11 protein-coding genes are annotated in these 18,105 nt (G+C 50.4%); 6 read left to right on the forward strand and 5 right to left on the reverse strand.

Annotated features, from left to right (window positions below; all coding sequences use genetic code 11):
• The first annotated feature begins 364 nt into the window (after window positions 1–364).
• Both Pla110_RS00155 and Pla110_RS00160 read left to right on the forward strand, forming a co-directional pair.
• Window positions 365–3,322 (forward strand): FG-GAP repeat domain-containing protein, encoded by a 2,958-nt coding sequence (locus Pla110_RS00155; RefSeq protein WP_197440403.1) that lies wholly within the window; start codon window positions 365–367, stop codon window positions 3,320–3,322.
• 238 nt (window positions 3,323–3,560) lie between these two features.
• Window positions 3,561–6,539, forward strand: a complete 2,979-nt coding sequence (locus Pla110_RS00160; protein WP_197440404.1) for an FG-GAP repeat domain-containing protein — start codon at window positions 3,561–3,563, stop codon at window positions 6,537–6,539.
• Between the two features lie 20 nt (window positions 6,540–6,559).
• On the opposite strand, the gene Pla110_RS00165 is transcribed toward Pla110_RS00160, so the two are convergent.
• The 5 genes from Pla110_RS00165 to Pla110_RS00185 all read right to left on the reverse strand — a co-directional run bounded on the left by Pla110_RS00165 (window position 6,560) and on the right by Pla110_RS00185 (window position 11,524).
• Window positions 6,560–7,345 carry a TerC family protein gene (locus Pla110_RS00165; protein ID WP_144991994.1) on the reverse strand — a complete coding sequence of 262 codons (786 nt, stop codon included), beginning with the start codon at window positions 7,343–7,345 and terminating at the stop codon, window positions 6,560–6,562.
• A 261-nt stretch (window positions 7,346–7,606) separates the two neighbouring features.
• On the reverse strand, window positions 7,607–8,332 hold the full coding sequence (locus Pla110_RS00170) for a lysophospholipid acyltransferase family protein (protein ID WP_144991996.1): 726 nt from the start codon (window positions 8,330–8,332) through the stop codon (window positions 7,607–7,609).
• 148 nt (window positions 8,333–8,480) lie between these two features.
• Window positions 8,481–9,359, reverse strand: a complete 879-nt coding sequence (locus Pla110_RS00175) for an SDR family oxidoreductase (protein ID WP_144991998.1) — start codon at window positions 9,357–9,359, stop codon at window positions 8,481–8,483.
• Window positions 9,360–9,478: 119 nt separating this feature from the next.
• Window positions 9,479–10,033 (reverse strand): orotate phosphoribosyltransferase, encoded by a 555-nt coding sequence (pyrE, locus tag Pla110_RS00180; RefSeq protein ID WP_144992000.1) that lies wholly within the window; start codon window positions 10,031–10,033, stop codon window positions 9,479–9,481.
• A gap of 210 nt (window positions 10,034–10,243) precedes the next feature.
• Window positions 10,244–11,524 carry a glucuronyl esterase domain-containing protein gene (locus tag Pla110_RS00185; protein WP_197440405.1) on the reverse strand — a complete coding sequence of 427 codons (1,281 nt, stop codon included), beginning with the start codon at window positions 11,522–11,524 and terminating at the stop codon, window positions 10,244–10,246.
• A gap of 229 nt (window positions 11,525–11,753) precedes the next feature.
• On the opposite strand from Pla110_RS00185, the gene Pla110_RS00190 reads away from it, so the two are divergent.
• From Pla110_RS00190 to Pla110_RS00205, 4 genes are all read left to right on the forward strand, one after another.
• Window positions 11,754–12,752 (forward strand): DUF6807 domain-containing protein, encoded by a 999-nt coding sequence (locus Pla110_RS00190; protein WP_144999481.1) that lies wholly within the window; start codon window positions 11,754–11,756, stop codon window positions 12,750–12,752.
• An 858-nt stretch (window positions 12,753–13,610) separates the two neighbouring features.
• Entirely contained in the window at window positions 13,611–14,915 is a 1,305-nt protein-coding gene (locus Pla110_RS00195; protein ID WP_197440406.1) for a M48 family metallopeptidase, read from the forward strand.
• Between the two features lie 175 nt (window positions 14,916–15,090).
• Complete coding sequence (locus Pla110_RS00200; RefSeq protein WP_197440407.1) at window positions 15,091–16,458, forward strand: glycosyltransferase family 87 protein; 1,368 nt, start codon at window positions 15,091–15,093, stop codon at window positions 16,456–16,458.
• A 132-nt stretch (window positions 16,459–16,590) separates the two neighbouring features.
• On the forward strand, window positions 16,591–18,072 hold the full coding sequence (locus Pla110_RS00205) for an arylsulfatase (protein WP_144992006.1): 1,482 nt from the start codon (window positions 16,591–16,593) through the stop codon (window positions 18,070–18,072).
• The last annotated feature ends 33 nt before the right edge of the window (window positions 18,073–18,105 follow it).

Consider the following 18,105-nt stretch of genomic DNA (forward strand, 5'->3'; position numbering starts at 1 on the left):
AACGTGGGCAATCGTGTGTCGTTCAGGAAATTTCCGGTGGGCCGGTTTCCTGATCTGGTGAGATAGATTTCCGTGACAACCGATTGGGACTGCCTAAGAAATAAGTTCGGTGACTCATTAAATAGGGAATGTGAATTCGGACTTACTTTCCCAAAATGGTGACATAAGACATCTTGACGTTTTGATTAGGCACCGGTCTAATTTTCAGTTGCTTAGCTTTAATGCACACGCTTCGGAACAAACCGGATTAATTGCGACCTCGTTCGTTTCATTACTGTGAACCAAGAGGCTGTTAACAAACTGAATGCCCGGTGTTCTGTTCAACACGCCATTCGACTCACCATCTGTTTGGAACGCTCCCACTATGCTTTTCATCACGCGGCTTACCTCGCTTCTGCGCGCTCATCGTTCACAATCTCGCCAGCAATTCTCGCGGCGTTCTGGTTCTACCCCGGACTGTAGCCAGATTGATCAACTGGAAGTCCGCACGTTACTCTCTGGAATTGTGGCCTCGGTTGATACGGGATCGGGACATTTTCATGCAGTAGGTCCCGGATATGGTGAAGAAAACAGTCACGCGATTGGACTGGGTGACCTGGACGGTGATGGCGACTTGGATGCGGTGATCGTCAAGTACGATTCGGACAGTTCGATCATGTGGAACGATGGCAGCGGTAATTTTACGGAAAGCCTGCAATCCCTTCCTGAAAGTACGAATGTCGCTCTGGCCGATGTCGATGGAGACCTCGATCTTGATATTTATCTTTCCCGTTCGAATCTATTTAACGACGGTCCTGATGACCAGCTTTGGATCAATGATGGGAATGGACAGTTTTCAAAGAGTGATCAAGTGCTCTCGAATGGGGAAAGTGGTGCGGGCGTTTTTGGTGACCTCAATGGCGATGGACACGTCGATCTCTTTCTCAACGACCGCAGTACGGGCAGCAATGTCTGGTTAAATGATGGAAGCGGGAACTTCACTAACACCCTTCAGTCGCTCAGGGATCCCGGATTGACCGGTGGTCAGCTCCATATCGATACAGCCTTGGGTGACGTCGATGATGATGGTGACCTGGATGCGTTCGTGGTGTCGTTCGGGCAACCCAACCTGCTGTTTCTGAACGATGGAACAGGCCAATTCTCCTTTGCCCAGTCTTTTGACTTCGGGAATAACCGGACCGCCGACGTTGAACTAGGTGACATTGATGGAGACGATGATCTGGATGCGGTTGTTGCCAGTCGCGAGAGTGGTAGCCTGATCTATCTGAACGAGGGAGGGACCTTCGCTTTAATTCCAGCGACGATTGGTGACCGAGATACCTACGCAGTTGGTCTGGGCGATTTCGATAGTGATGGTGACCTTGATCTGTACCAGGCCAACTCCTTCGACGGGACTCCCGTGACTCCTCCCCCCAGGTATGTCGGTGATCGGGTTTTTCTGAACGATGGCGCGGGCAACTTTACCATGACTCCCCAGTCGCTTGGACCGGCCTATGGAACCGATGTTGCCTTGGGCGATCTCGACGACGATGGTGATCTTGATGCATTCGTTACGAACTGGATTTATGATGCTGATCAGGTCTGGTTTAATGGAAATGAAAGCCTCCCTTTCAAACAAGATTTTGAATCGGGTGATACAGATGGTTTGATCGTCAGTAATCCAGCAAATGTGAGCGTTATCGGCCCCCTTGGGCAGCAGGTAATGCAGTTCGATAACGTGGGACTGACCGGCCTCACGACCGCGCTGGTTACTCTTGACGGACCTCTTCCGAGTCTGTTCGAGATGTCAGCGAAAGTTCGTTCCGTCTCTGGAGCGGATCGTTGGAACAATGGTTTCCTGATCTTTGATTATCAGAACGAAAATGATTTTAAATACGCCGGTATATTCACTGGGCAGAATGAACTGGTTATCGGACACTATCAGGGAAGCTGGCAAAATCGAATTGCCCAACTCGACTGGGATGATGAGGGTCGCGTTCTCAGAACCGACCGTAACCATCAATTACATGCGTCAATCAATGGAAATGCCGTCACCTTGTCGGTTGAAGGTCTGCCTGTTTTGAATGGAACTTTCCCGCTCGGCATCGGTGATGGTTCGGCGGGCGTCGCTTCGTATCATGCGTTAACGCAGTTTGATGATTTCGAAATTGCAAACGAAGTCGCTGTGGGAAAATCGGTCCCCTTCCCCTACATGGATAATTTCAATGATGGCAAGACGGATCATTTCTACTTTAATAACTCTGATGTCTGGAAAACCGTCAGTGCGACGGGGGGGCAGAACGTGCTGCGTGCGAACACATCGTACACCCCATTGAAATCGGTGGCTTACGTACCTGTTTCAGATTTACCAGAGACCTTTGATATCTCGGTAAAGGCTAAGTCGATCTACACCGGTGAGGGCTGGCAGAATGGATTTATCATCTTCGACTATAAAAGCGAAAATGATTTCAAATACGCTGGCATGTTCACAGGGCAGAACGAATGGGTGATTGGACATTACGAAGGTCACTGGGGGAATCGTCTCGCTGAGGTCGATATGGATGATATCGGGCTGAGAATTCACTCAGGTCGGTACTACAACTTACGGGTTCGTCTCGATGGCCCCCATGTATCGCTATTTGTCGGAAATGAATTGGTCACATCGGCGACATTTGCTTCCGACGTTAATCATGGTCCGGTTGGACTCGCCGTCGAAAAAGCCTTCACTTGGTTTGATGACTTCGAGATCAACGTGCCCCCTGTCTTGCACGACAGCATATTTGAAGATTTCAATGATCAAGTCGTCGACGAACTGACGACTCCTGACAGCAGCCAGGGGAGTTTTCGAGATCTTAATCGAGATGGTTCTGACTTCTCTTATCTCGTACAGGCCAACGTCTCTCGGGGACTGGAGCTTCAACTGACCAATCCCCTGCAGGTGCTATCCCCCAGCTACACGCTCAATGTAAAAACCAGAATGGACAGTGACATGAATGCGTGGCAGGACGCGTTTCTCATCTTCGATTATCAGAACGAGAAAGACTTTAAATATGCCGGTGCCTTCGCGGGCCAGAACGAGTGGGTGGTCGGCCATTACCAGGGGGACTGGGGAACCCGATTGATTGTCGACCTCGATGATGTTGGTGAAACAATCGATGTAGGCACGTTTTACGATCTGGAATTGAGGGTCTATGGAGACGCAGTCACTTTCTTAGTTGATAGTTCGGAACTGATTTCTACGACCTTTGGAGAATCCGTCTACGGCGGCCAGGCAGGTTTCGGAGCATTTAGGGCATTGACGGAATTCGACGACTTCGGGTACTCACCGAATGTGCCCGTGTAAGTATCCAGTGTAACTGTAACTTCATCTTGATTAATAATGATTTGATTAAATGAGTAATCTTAGACGCCCGCGACCGACGGTCATCTCTCGCTGGTCAGCTTGACTCAATTATCACTGGCGAATTGTATTGAAGACCTACTTTCGTGAGGTCCGGATCGAAGAATAGCAGGCAGAACTGATGTGGACGTTCATGTGTTCGCGAACATCCCCATTTTCTTTCACTACAGGATTAATTCTCATGATCAACTTCAACTGGCTGGCCTCCTGTTTCGGATCGAACGAATCCTTTCAAAATCAGAGTTCTTTACGCCGAAAAACTGCTCGAAACTTAAACAGTTCTACATTGGAATTTCTGGAAGCCAGAATTCTTCTTACAGCGAGTCCGTTAAATCAACTTATTGATAGTGGCCAGGAGTTAGGCGACAGTTATGCCTGGAAAGTTGACTTGGGCGATGTTGATAGCGATGGTGACTTGGATGCGTTTCAGACAAATAATATCGGAGATAGCGAACTCTGGATCAATGATGGCTCTGGAAATTTCATCATAAGTACGCAGGTATTTGATTCCGGGTTTGTAGGCAAGTTTGGTGATATTGATAGTGATGGTGATCTCGATCTGATTAAAACCGGATTTGATCCCGATCAGGAAACGGTGTGGTTTAACGATGGCTCTGGAAACTTTACCAAGAGTGGTCAATCCTTAAAGCCTCCTAAGTACTTCAGCAATGACCTTGTCTTGGGAGATGTTGATGGCGATGGGGACCTGGATGCACTCATCGGTCAGTTTGAAGGGTTTGGCGGTGTAAAGCGTGGTGTCCGCGTCCTGATAAATGACGGCGATGGCAATATGCTTGATGAAGGTCAGTTCGTAGGCGATTCTCCTTCAAGTGGATATTTTTATCTCGGTCTCGAAGACCTCGATGGTGATGACGATCTCGATCTTATCATAACGCGACTATATGGACAAAATGCCGTTTTTAAAAATGATGGAACGGGTCAATTTTCCTATTGGGAGGATCTTCCCTATACAGGAGAAACCGAAGGAATTGCACTAGGAGACATTGATAACGATGGTGACGTAGACGCAATCATTGGACGGCGCGACGACACAGAGGTGATTCTGTTCAATGATGGCACGGGCACGTTCCTCGCAAGCAGTCAAAACCTGGGTGACCCGTACAGCACGAATGATGTAGCGTTGGGTGATTTTGATAACGATGGTGATCTTGACCTGCTTAGAGTCGTCGACGATCCCTCCTCTTTTACTAATGTCGAGAAACTCTGGTGGAATGACGGCACCGGTTTCTTCCTGCCCAGCGGACAGGACATCAATATTGATCTCCCTCAAGCGGTAGCACTGGGAGATTTGGATCAGGATGGTGACCTGGATGCGTTCATCGGTTCTTATCTTGATAAGCCCAGTAAAGTCTTTCTGAATTTGACAGAGCCCTATGATTACTTTCAGAATTATGAACTGAATAACAGTATGGGATTAGTTCAAAGTGATCCGGGGAATTTCACGATCGTTGATCAGGGAGACAATAAACTTCTTCAAACAGACAACAGTGGGTTCACAGGGCTGAGCACCGCGTTGCTTGATCGCGATGACCCACTCCCGTACTCCTATGAAATGTCTTTGGAAATAACATCAGTTGCTGGTTTGAATCGACAGAATAACGGGATGGTGATCTTCGATTATCAAGCTCCTAATGATTTCAAATACGTGGCCATGTTACCCGATCAGAATCAATGGATCATCGGTCACTATATCGGTGGGTTCAGTAACCGGGTGGCCGAACTTGACTGGGATGATGTGGGTCGCACCATCGATAACCAGACAGAGTACCAAATGCATGTCCGTGTGGATCACCAGCAGGTATTTCTCACTGTGGATGGCGAGACCATTCTGGAAGGAGAGTTCAGCGTCCCCCTTCATCTTGGAAATGTTGGTTTCGGATCGGTCAGTGCCGTGTCCCATTTTGATGATTTCACCGTCGGCGCCATAGTGGATACCGGTGCTCCGGCGTTTCTACCGTACTTTGAAGATCTTGAAGATAGAAACGCCGATTTCTTTCAGTTCGACAAAGAAAGTTATTGGTCAGTAGTGGAGGTCGATGGAGATCACGTTATCGAAGTAGACCATCAAGATTGGAACAGGAGGTTCAGCGCGTTTGTTGATTTTACACAACCGATGCCCGATCAATACCAGATGTCAGCCGTGGTGACTTCAATCGAAGGGCCCGGACGCTGGCATGATGGATTCATTATCTTCGATTATCAAAGCTCATCCCGCTTCAAATATGCGGGGATGTTTGCCGGCCAGAATCAGTGGGTTATTGGAAGTTCCGAATTTCTCTGGGGAACGAAACTGGCCCAGGTCGACTGGGATGATGTCGGTCGAAGTATTGATACCAATACGGACTACAACCTTCATATCGATGTCGATGGAGATGTCGTCACATTGTCTGTTGATGGAGAAGAAATCGTCACCGCAGAATTTGCGACGGGCATTAATAACGGAAAAGTAGGTGTGGCGGCCGTGAATGCGGTCACCCATTTTGATGACATCCGAATTGATTACGAAGTGGCAAAAGGTCTTCCTGTTGAAATCCCTTACGAGGAAAACTTTGATGACGAAGAGGCTGATGCCTTCCTCTACAACGATTCAAAATTCTGGGATACCGTTCCCGCATCAGGAGGCCAGGTTCTGAAGGGAGATCTCTCCGACTTCAGTGGATTGGGAGTCGCCTATGTTGTGCCAGATGAAGTGCTGCCAGAAGAATACATGGTTTCGGCAACGGTCACAGCCGAAGGAAGCCTCACTGGTTGGCGTGATGGATTCCTGATTTTCGATTACAAGAATGAATATGATTTCAAATACGCCGGCATGTTCGCAGGTCAGAACGAATGGATCATTGGACACTTTCAGGGCAGTTTTGAGAACCGACTGGCCGAAGTCGACTGGGATGATTTCAGTCGTACTATCAACCCGGATCAGGCCTATGAACTTTCCGTGAAAATCGATGGAAGTGATGTCGAATTATGGGTAGACGGTGAAAATGTCACCTCTGCTGATTTCGGGGCCAACGTCAATGGAGGCCCCGTCGGAGTCGCAGTGATGAACGGAGTCAGCCGGTTCGATGACTTTTCAATCGGGACCAATCCGTCCGCAATCGATCTGGTCTTCGCGCAAAAAGATGCGGAACTGTTTGATTAACAGTTCCGCATCTGGATCAGTCAGGCTACTGGGGGTTTCTGTTTTTTCAATTCTGACTTGCTGATGCCCAGCCGCTTAGCGACGGAACGAACGCGGAGGTTGACCATCTCTATGATGAGCGAGAACGCCATCGCGAAGTAGATGTACCCTTTGTTGATGTGGGTTCCCAACCCTTCAGCCAGTAGCATCACTCCGATGAGAATCAGGAAGCTGAGGGCGAGGACTTTCAATGTCGCGTGCTTATCGATAAAGCGACTGATCGCGCCCGAGAAGACCATCATCACGATAATGGCGATCACGACGGCAACAACCATGACCCAGATGTCTTCCGCCATGCCGACGGCGGTGATCACTGAGTCGAGTGAAAAGATCAGGTCGAGCAGCGCGATTTGAACCAGGACGCTGCCCAAACTGGCAACCTCCGGTTCCACGTTTTCGTCGGAATTGTCTTCCATCTTGTGATGCAATTCCTTCACGCTGTTTGCAATCAGAAACAAGCCACCGCCCAGCAGGATCAGGTCGCGCCAGGAAATCTCCAACACCTCATTCGTAAGGTACGCTTCGGGTAATCCCCAGGTGGTGAGGAACCCGAGCGAAAATAGAGGGTCGGTTAAACCCATCACCCATTTAATACTAAACAGCAAGAGAATACGCAGAACTAACGCCAGTCCCAAGCCGATCAGGCGGGCTTTCTTGCGTTGTGATTCAGGAAGTCTTCCACAGAGGATCGCGATAAAAACGACGTTGTCGATTCCCAGAATGATTTCCATGCAAGTCAGGGCGACGAGGGCAATGATCCAGTCCATGTGGGACGTCTCCGGTTATCTATGATTTCTCAGCCGAGCGGCATGAGGATTGAGTTGAATTCTGGAAATGAAGAGTCCCGATTGTAATCAGTCAATCGGCAATACACTAGATCCTGTCCAAGATAATTGTGGCGGCTAGCGGTCCCGAAAAGTCTTTCAAGACAGAAGGCTGCGCCGCCAGAACACGCTACGGTTATACGGAGGTCGCTAGAGAATCTCAGCCATTAGGATTTCAGTCGTAACGATCTCAGGGAGTCTTGCTCAGGTTCCTGCTGTTTTGGTCGGGATCGGTTTGCCCTGCCTCCGGGCATTGGCTTCGTTCTGGCACTCTACGACGCGTTGACGGAGGAACTCGACGAACTCTTTGTCTGATTGATCGCTATCAAAGTGAGCTTGAATTTCTTCGTGTGAAATCGGATCGCCGAAGACGACGCAGATCTTCTTGGGTCGAATCCAGACCGAACTGCGGGGCATCGCCTCGTAGGCTCCGGCAATTCCTACGGGAATGATGGGGGCATCTGTTCGTTTGAGGATCGAGAGAAACCCAGGTTTAAAGGTTCCCACCAATCCATCCGGAGAACGTGTCCCTTCCGGATACAACCCGACAAGGAACCCATGCTTGAGGCGGCGAACGGCTTCGCGAATGGTACTGCTGGTCGCCGATTCTCGTCGGATTGGCATGGTGTAAACACGTTTTAAAATAAAACCGATAATCGGGGCTTTGAACAGACTGTCGCGGGCGACAAAGCTGATTGTCCGGCGGATGACTGTTCCCACCAGCACTGGGTCAAGAAAACTCTGATGATTCATCATCAGGATCGCTCCCCCCTTTGCGGGCAGTTTTTCCTGATGGTATCCCCTTAAGCGGAACCAGACTGTGCAAAACAGGGTGCATACGACATGTAAGAACCCCCACATGAAGGTCCATTTATCTGGTGACGGGAGATCAATTTCGGTTTTTACGGGAGAGGTGGATTCACTCGACATGAGGCTATGTCACCGAAAGTTCGGGAAAGGTGCTGGAAAACATTCCCCGCGAGGGAGAATCATGGACGTGGTTCCTCTTTACCGGCTGGTCGTCTGAAGTGCAAGATGCATTTGATTTTCTGTTTCACAACTCGCGACGATCTATCGCTCAATCCAGCCCATCGGTCTGTTCAACCGCTGTTTGCAAACCTGTTTGGTAAGTCGGGTAATCAAACTGGAACGGCAGCGACTCTTTGACGAACTGATTTCGGCACCGTTTGTTCAAACCACGCGTTCGTTTCGCAGGTGTGTCATCGTCGAAACGAGGCTCCGGCGCGTTTACCAGGCGGGCGAGTTCACGATAATATTCTTCCCGAGTGGGAGGCTGATTGTCGCAGACCAGATAGAGCGATGCTGGATTCCTCTGCTTTTCCACCGCCAAGGCGACTCTCGCGGCATCCTCCACATGGATCAAATTCAGCCAGCTTTCCGGGTTTCCGGGGATGGGATCGTCGTTTCGGAGCATCTCGATTCTGCGCAGTAATCGGTCTGGACCGTAGATCCCTGCCAATCTCAGAATGGACCCTGTTGCGGGACCTGTGGAGAATGTATTCCGAACAGCCTGTTCCGCCTGCAGGCAAATTTCCCCCGATTCAGTCTCCGGCTCGGTTGCCGATTGTTCATCGACCCAGGAGCCGTCGCTCACGCCATAGACCGAAGTGCTGGAGATATATAGGAATCGCTGACAACGGGGTTTAAGACGGGCTAACACATTCTGTAGCCCGTCGATGTAGACTTCTCTCTTACTGGGACCGGCCGCACGATCAAATCCGACCGCGTATAAAACCGTCCCGTATTCCTGTTGAGCGAGGGTATTCAGCGACTCCGGTTGGGTTACATCTCCGATTACCGGTGTCATGCCCTGCTGAGTGAATTGGTCGGCGTTATTCTGACTTCGAGTGAGAACATGAACGTCGCGATTTTCAGCCAGCCAGCGTGCCGCCACTCGTTTTCCCAAGTAACCGCATCCGATAATCAAGTCGGACATAAGAATGACTTTCCGGACCGAATTATCAGTTCTATTCAATGAGAGATGGTGAAAAGGAGCAAAGAGGGAATCGAACTCACGACTTCTGCTAACTTAATAGGGAGCTGGAGTCAGAGAACTTAATCTTTGAGCGGGGTGACACCCAGATCTTCGACCGTCAGTAATCGATCGTAAGAGAGACCGTTCTCTTCGAAGTTGGCTTGTCCCCCCTGCAGTCGGTCACAGATGCCAACCATCTTGACGACTTCCAGTCCGAAGTCCTGACAGCGCTGGGCCGCCAGCAGAGCGGAACCGCCAGTCGTGACGACGTCATCGATGACGACAACCTTCTGTCCTTTTTCGACGGGGCCTTCCAGATACTTCTGGGTGCCATGACCTTTCGCTTCTTTACGAACCATGAATCCGTCAAGCGAGCGTCCCTGTTCTGCGGCGACAGCCAGAACTCCACCGACGATAGGATCGGCACCGATGGCCATTCCACCGATGGCATCGAAATCGACATCTTTCAAGAGTTCCAGCAGACCAAACCCGACCTGACGCAGACCTTCGGAATGCAAGGTGATCTGTTTGCCGTCGAGGTAATAGTTCGATTTTTTACCGGAGACGAGAGTGAAGTCACCGAATTTGAGGGCTCGTTCTTTGAAGAGTTCAATCAAGCGATCACGGTCGTACATGAGAGCAGTTATTCCCGGGGAAAGAGGTGGATGACAGGTCAGTGGCACCTGACTCATTACATCGGGCCGGTACCACTTTGACCGATCTTACTCAACCTGTCCCCGCAGGAAAAGGAGCCGACAGGAATCCCTCCGTGGGATCACTGAATTTGCCCGATTTCTCGCTGCAATATCATGTTCTCCAAGCTCGTGTTCAGCCATTTCTTTCTTCTATTTTGTTTTGAATTGCAGGTCTGCGAAATCGAGGATTCCCTTCCAGTAGTCCAGCTCCAGCACATGTTTGGTATCCAACCGATACTGAGCCAGATTACCCACATTCTCGGCGGTGACGGGGCCTCCATTGATAATGCCGTCCCCTTTGATCCCTTCGGCTCCCAGAAATTTGTAAACCTGATCCGCTTCTCGAATTCCTTTGATTGAGCTGTCGTAGTTCGCCCACACATCTTTCAATCCAGAAGTCTCCATTAACGGACGTGGGGCCACGAGAGCGACGAGCAAATGTTGATCGAAGGGAATCTGTGCTTCATTGTCGTTGAACTGAGTAAAGGTATCGTTGAACCAGTGAGGGAAGACGTCGTTGATTCGTTTGACCGTCTCCTGGTCATTGTTACGGCTGAGAGCCATGCCGCCGGTGCCCGATTGGTGGGGAATGCATAAGGCGATTCGCTCATCAGTGGCCGCTGCCCACAAAGCCGTTTTTCCACGACGGGAATGACCCGTGACGGCGATGCACTCGGGATTCACTTGTTCGTCGGTAAGCAAGTAGTCGACGCATCGATGCAGTCCCCATGCCCAAGCCGCGATGGTTCCCCAGTGTGATTCAACAGGTCCTTTAATGTCTTTAAAGTGGGGATGAACGCCATCAGTGAAATCGTTTGTGTCGGGATCGATATTGTTGACATGACAGGTGGCGAATCCATAACCCCGATCAATTAAGTATTCCAGACACCAGTAATCGAGTTGGGCTCCGCGATCGCCCTTTTCTGGATTGTCACAGTAGCTATGCAGGTTGGTGGTCGGAAAGGTGAGAATGGCTTCGTCCGGAATGACGGTGTGGTTACCGCATTTATTCACAGCCAGAAAGACGGGTGATTTATGGTCGGGTTGATTAGGCAGGAACAGCGCGAGGTGAATCTGGGGCGCGTTTTCACTTTTCAATTGAGGGAAGGAGATCGCGATCTGTTTGAGAATCGCTTTGCCATTCAGAACTTCGGTCGGCGGGGCATCTTCAGTGAATTTAACCTCCACCTCTTCTGGACTATAACCATACATATAATGGGAGAACAGTTCGAGAAGTTCGGGTCGACGGATCTCATTCCATTCTTCAGGTGTCGTAATTTTTCGACCATCCAGCGTCACGAACGGATCCGGCAATTCCTTCTGCACGGGCAATTCCGAAACCGGGGGCAGATCGCCGGCGGAAGTGATTTGTGAGTCAATGGACATAATGGACATGCAGGAAAACAGGAAAAACAGAGACCGGTAATTCATCGATATTCGTACCTTGTGCTGGGTTCGTCGAGTTGTTCATATAGAAGGAAGCACGTTAGAGATCCTGCCGGAAATGCTCATCCGTCAGGGGCCCGTTTCAGTATACGAGTTTCAGTATAACCGAAGCGATGCCCTGCGTGAATGAGCCACTTCTCGGTCCCTGTCTGTTTTCCATCCGTTATTCTCAACGCGGAATTATTCTCAACACGGAATCTGAGTGAGGCCCCTTATGCTAAATTGTAATCTTCCGAACACTGTTGATTCTGTTTCCCGCCGACAATTTTTGCAAGCTTCTTCCGCAGCAGCACTCGGCGGCCTGGGCCTCTTCAGCCTGACTTCCTCTGCGCAGGCAGCCGATTACACCAAACCCGTTCCAGAAGCAGCTAACCTGACGCCGTACCTCAACAAGGACCGCATGCTCTTTCGTTGGAACGATGTCTCGCTGGGTGCCTATCGAACCGGACCTCAATTGAAGTACCCGTACTTCTATCCATTGAATGGCCTGCAGAGCGGACTTCCCTTGACGACAGAATCGGCTCTTCCTTATCCGCATCATCGTGGGTTATGGCTCGGTTGCGATCCGCTCAATGGGGGGAACTACTGGAGCGACGGTCCGGTGGAAGAGGGGCAAATTCAGTCGACGAACATCGAACTGAGTGGCAAACCGACCGAGACTTCGTTTTCATTCAAAAACAATTGCCGCTGGGTGGGCCCTAAGGATTCCAAACCGTTCTCCGACGAACGCGAATTCACCGTTTCGATTCTGGATGATCGCAGCTGGGCGATAGACGCAAAACTGGTTGTCAGTGCCGAAGAAGCAATTGAAATCAAACGGGCCAAACACTCTTTCTTCGCACTCCGATGTGCTCCCGATATTGCGCCGATGTATGGTGGTACGTTAATGAATTCCGAAGGAGGAACGGGAGCCGAGGGGACGTATGGAAAACCGGCGAAGTGGTGTGGATATCACGGCGCTCGCAAAGGAAACCCGGACATCGTGGAGGGAATTGCGATCATGAATCATCCCGAAAACTTCGGCGGTGACTGCCCCTGGTTTACTCGAGAATACGGACATCTTTCCCCTTCCCCCTTTGAGTTTTTGACCGAGCCTTATAAAATGAAAGTAGGCGAAAAACTTCTGTTACGCTATCGCGTCGTCATGCATACGGGAACACCTGAGGAATCGGGTTTGAATCAAATCTATGAAAACTGGATGCAGACTGCATAGACATCTCGATCTTCAATTCAAAAAGCCACTCTGATCTTACCTTGGCTCCAAGGCGTTTTATAAAATAGACAGCAAGTCTAATTTATTGTAGACAATATCAATTAACGGTAACTGCAACTGAAGTCTTCTTTCTCATTATTGATCGTCATAAATGCTTATTTCTTAAAGGACTTAAGTAGATGTTTGGTCTTGAGATCGGGCACTTCTTTAAAATCGGGTCGCCTTATTTCTAATAATTCTTAATAAAACCTGTGAACCTTCCCGATTTCTTGCGTTATATAGTCTGGGCTTTTTCCGCCCGGCAAACAGGAATGGAAATCTCGATTCGAAAAAGCGACTTCCGTTGGTTCTCACAGTCTCGACTGATGGTTTCCACTGTCGCGGTTCGTTCGGGTTCTTTCGTCTAACTTTTCTTACCTTTAGTTAATTCTGTTTGCGCTTCAGCCGGTTTGATTCGACATCCCTTTGCCTGTTCTGGCAAGACCGAATCAGACCTACTCAGTTCACGGTTCGCTTTCGCAGTCAAAATTCCATTCTCGCGTTGCGCCCCGCCGTTCTACCTACATGTCTTTACTGTTGGTTCCCGCCGTTCCGACAGCCAAGACGACGGAATTATCTGAGTCCCTCTCCCTTCGGAGAATAACTCGGAAGTCACTTCAGGAACGCACCTCTTAGTACGGAATGAATTACGTGTCAGGACGGGATCAGACGAAGTCATCCACCGTGGAGCCGGTTAAGACCCGTGCTTGTTGCCACCGGTGTTCGAGAAAACTAATCATTCACGGCACTCCTCGCAGCGGCGCCAAACTTGTCTGTCGGACATGTCGGCAGAAGGCAGAGGAGGAAGCCGCTTTCAAAATGCTGGGCGAAACCCAGGTCATTTCGGCTTCGAAGACCCAACCGATTCCGATTGCTTTTCGGAAGACTCGCCCCTCCAAGAAGGCTGTCCGTTCACAGTCACTGATAAAAGGACTGGAGAAACCTTTTCCTAAGGCGAAAACACGTCGGCGTTATCTGGGTACAACGATTTTCGTCGCCATGACGATGACGTTGCTGCCCCTGATCTACGTCAGTATGGTTTCCACCATAGGCTATGGGCTGTATCGTCTGGCGATCTCAAAATATCTGTTTGAGATGCTGCCGGTCACTCTGGCTCTGCCGGTCTACCTGACTTCCATCCTGATCGTGACCAGCTTAATAGCTCTTATGTTGAAACCGATCTGGGCCCCCCCTTCCCGTCGCAAGCGGCAACGTGCGCTTCGACCTGATCAAGCCCCGGTCTTGTTTCGGTTTGTCCATTCAATCGCCCACGTGGTGAATGCACCCGTTCCCAAATCCATCCATGTCGTGCTGGAACCGAATGCGGCCGCCCATTTTCGTGGCGGAGCGAAAGGTTTCCGCGAGAACGACCTGATACTAACCATCGGCTTGCCGCTGCTATCCACGATGAATCTCTCACAATTCGCGGGAATTATCGCTCATGAGTTGGGTCACTTCAGTCAGGGTGGCGGGATGCGCCTCCGCTGTATGGTCATCGCAATTCATAATTGGTTCGCCAAGATGGTTCTTGAACGTGACGCCTTCGACGATGAACTCAACGAAATGGTTCAATCTGACACTTACCTGATGCGTACTGCGGCTCGATTCTTTTTGACACTGACCTGGCTGGTTCGCATCCAGTTCTGGTTTCTGATGATCTCGTCCAAGGCGCTATATTGTCTGCTCTCGCGCCAGCTCGAGTTTGATGCCGACAGTTATGAAGCGCGATTGGTCGGTCCAGAGGTCTTCGAAGAATCGCTCAAAGCCATGAACAAACTTCAGCTCAGCTTCGAGGCTGTCCTGAATGAGATTCTCCGCGAAGCGAGTCGGGCACGCAGCACCACTTATGAGTTTCCCGAAAACCTACCGCGGCTTGTGACCGAGCACACAAAGCGAATGTCGCCGGATCTTATGGAAATTGTAAACCATGTTGTTTACGAAAAGCAGACCTCGTGGTTGGACTCTCATCCTTCGGATGGCGAACGGTTGGAGGCGGTTTGTAATCTTGGATTCGACGGTCAGTACAAAAACAGTTATCCCGCGACTGTACTCGTTCCTAATTTCGACAGCATTGCTAAGAAGATGACTGGCAAGTCCTTCACCTCGCTCTCGGCCTGGTTATAGTCTGGATTGATGGACCTGATTTCACTTTGCGGTCACAACGGCATTCGATAAGATCCGGATACGAATAATGTGCCGACGCCCTTTCTCTTCAGGATCAGGGAAGGACTCGGGATCGAACCCTGACCGGGAATGTGCCCGCTTCCCGGTTGAGCAAGGATGCAATGACAAGGATGCAATGAGTAGTAGTACGTCGAAAGCCCAGACCACCCCCAGCCGCTGGCAGCGTTGGTGTGTTAATCAGGAAGTCCATTGGAAAAGGGGGCTGTTGATTGTTGGGCTGATTGCCTGTTTGGTCCCTTTCTTTCAGATATGGGTTGAGCAGCGGGGCGACTTTAAGCTGCATTATGAATTCGCCCGACGGCTCTGGCACGGGGAATTGATTTATTACGGCGGTCATGACACTCCTTACCCTCCGTTCTGGGCAGTCGTTCATCTTCCCTGCCTGCTGGTCACCAGTCACCAAGCTCAATTGATATTGTATCCTCTGTTTTTCATCGCCTTTGCACTGCTGGTGTATTCGCTTGGCGAAGTGGTAAAGCAACAGGAAGCAACCCGGGGGCTACCACATCGGTCGCTCTTCTGGGTAGTTACGATCGCCACAGTTTTAACTTCTCGCTTTCTTATTCGCGATATGACCGAGTGCGGTGTGAATCTTCTTCTAGTGGCGGGGGCCTGGTGGGCACTGGTTCGCTGGCAACAGGGTCACGATAAATCGGCCGGAATCATTCTCGGGCTGTTAACCGCCCTCAAGTGTACGCCGGCGTTATTCATCGCCTGGTTTGTCTGGAAACGACAATGGGAATTAGTGGGTGCGGCGTCCGTTACCATTTTTGTCTGTATGCTAACTCCTCTGCTCTGGATGGAACCTGCTCTCTACGTGGAGACGATGCACTACTGGGTGCTGACATTGTTTACCGGAATGGGAACGGCGGATCCGTCGCAGGGTGTGTTGGGAGTCGAACCGCTGCAGAACATATCGTTGAAACCCGCCATCGGTCGATTCTTCATGCACTTACCCGAAGGGCATGTCGCAAGGATGGAGCATCCGTTGTATTTTGATTTTCTCAATCTGGGGCCAGTCTGGGCAGGTCGAATTGCCTGGCTGACGATGGGGGGACTTCTCGCTTTAATCCTCACCCGGATTCCTCGGCAAGTGACCAATCGCACCGCGGAAAGTTTGCCTTGGGAATTTGCGTTAGGGTCCGTGCTGATTCTGCTCTATTCACCCATCACCTGGGGCCAGCACTGTGTCGGACTGTTTCCGTTTTTCTTTCTGGCCGGGTACGAGGTGCTGTATCAGCGAAAAGGATCGTTCGCGCTGGCTGGCGCGGTTGGATTCTATATATTGGTGAACCTGGTTCTGAATCGGGGCCTGATTGGAAAAGATCTGACTTGGATAATAGACAGCTATCATCTGCCCACGTTCAGCATGCTGCTGTTCGTACCGTTTCTGTTAAAGTTCCGTGCTGAAGCCGTCCACGCCATAGACTCGGATCCCGCTCTTCTCTCCGAGCCAACGCAAACCGAACCAGAAGCGGCATAATGCGTTCGCCGGAGTCCATCTGGTCGCTGGCTTTCTTGATTGCTTCCGTGGGGCGGGTCATTTAAGGTGGTACAAAGAAGATTTCTGTGAATTCGACTGTTTCTGTACCTATCGAAATGCTGGCCTGAGCTTATGCGCATCCTCTTCCGAACACTTTTGCTGCTGGTTTTGATTCTGCCTGTCGTCTCTTCTGATTCTCTTCAGAGCGCGGAAAAGCAACACGCAGAGAAGCCGAACGTCATCTTCATTATGGCAGATGATCTCGGTTACGGAGATCTCGGCTGTTACGGGCAGCAAGTCATTCAGACTCCGAACATCGACAAGTTGGCCAAAGAAGGAATGCTGTTTGAACAGTATTATTCCGGTTCAACAGTTTGCGCTCCGTCTCGCTGCGTGTTGATGACGGGCCTGCACACGGGCCATTGCCATATACGTGGTAATGTCGGTATCAAGAAAGTATCAGATGAAGTCACTGAGAAAGAGGTCCTCGATTTCATTCGCACCGACACGCGATTGAATCTTCCACCAGAAGAGAAAACGGTCGCCGAAGTTTTGAAAGAGGCTGGGTACCAGACCGGTTTATTTGGCAAATGGGGACTGGGCCAGGAAAACTCCACCGGTCTGCCTACTCGGCAAGGCTTTGATGAGTTCTTTGGATATCTCGATCAGAAGCATGCGCACAACTACTACCCAACTTTTCTCATTCACAATGAGGAACGGGTCCCTCTTAAAAACATCGTGCCGAACGAGGACATCACCGGGGCGGGCAAGTCATCCAATAAAGTGGAGTATAGCCACGACTTGATTGTCGATCGTATGTTGCAATTCGTGGACGAACATCACTCAGAACCGTTCTTTCTGTACTGGGCCGATACGATTCCGCATGCCAACAACGAGGCGCGTGACGAAGGAATGGAGGTTCCTGATTTCGGCCCGTATGCGGACAAGGACTGGTCAGCGGCGGAGAAAGGGTTCGCCGCGATGGTCACCCGTCTCGATACGCATGTGGGCGAGTTGATGAAAAAATTGAGAGAGCTGAGGATCGACGACAATACGATTGTTTTCTTCACCTCCGACAACGGTCCTCACAAAGAAGGAGGACGCGACGCGGACTTCTTCGATTCCAACGGACCGCTGCGGGGGATTAAACGAGCACTGTATGACGGCGGTATTCGCGTGCCGATGCTCGTCCGCTGGCCGCGAAAAATCAAAGCCGGTTCCCGTTCCGATTACATTGGTTACTTTGCCGACTTTCTGCCCACGGCAGCAGAGTTGACTGCTGTTACTACGCCAGAAGACCTCGACGGAATCAGTATCGTGCCGGAACTGACGGGGCACTCGGAAAGTCAGCCGCAGCACGAATACCTCTACTGGGAGTTCTACGAACAGGGTTCCCGCCAAGCGGTTCGGTTTGGCGATTACAAAGCGATTGTCGAGCCGATGTACAGCGACAACATGGAAATCTATAATGTCACTAAAGATATTGCTGAACAGCACAATCTGGCCATTCATCAACCTGAACTGGTAAAACGGGCGAAGAGTTATATCAAAGAAGCCCATACGCCCTCGCCCGTCTGGACTGTTCCCAAACCTCGCCGCAATAAGAACCGCTGATCAGCATTCGCACTGTTTTCGCACTGTTGATGC

This window comes from Polystyrenella longa, assembly GCF_007750395.1.
Classification (GTDB): Bacteria; Planctomycetota; Planctomycetia; order Planctomycetales; family Planctomycetaceae; genus Polystyrenella; species Polystyrenella longa.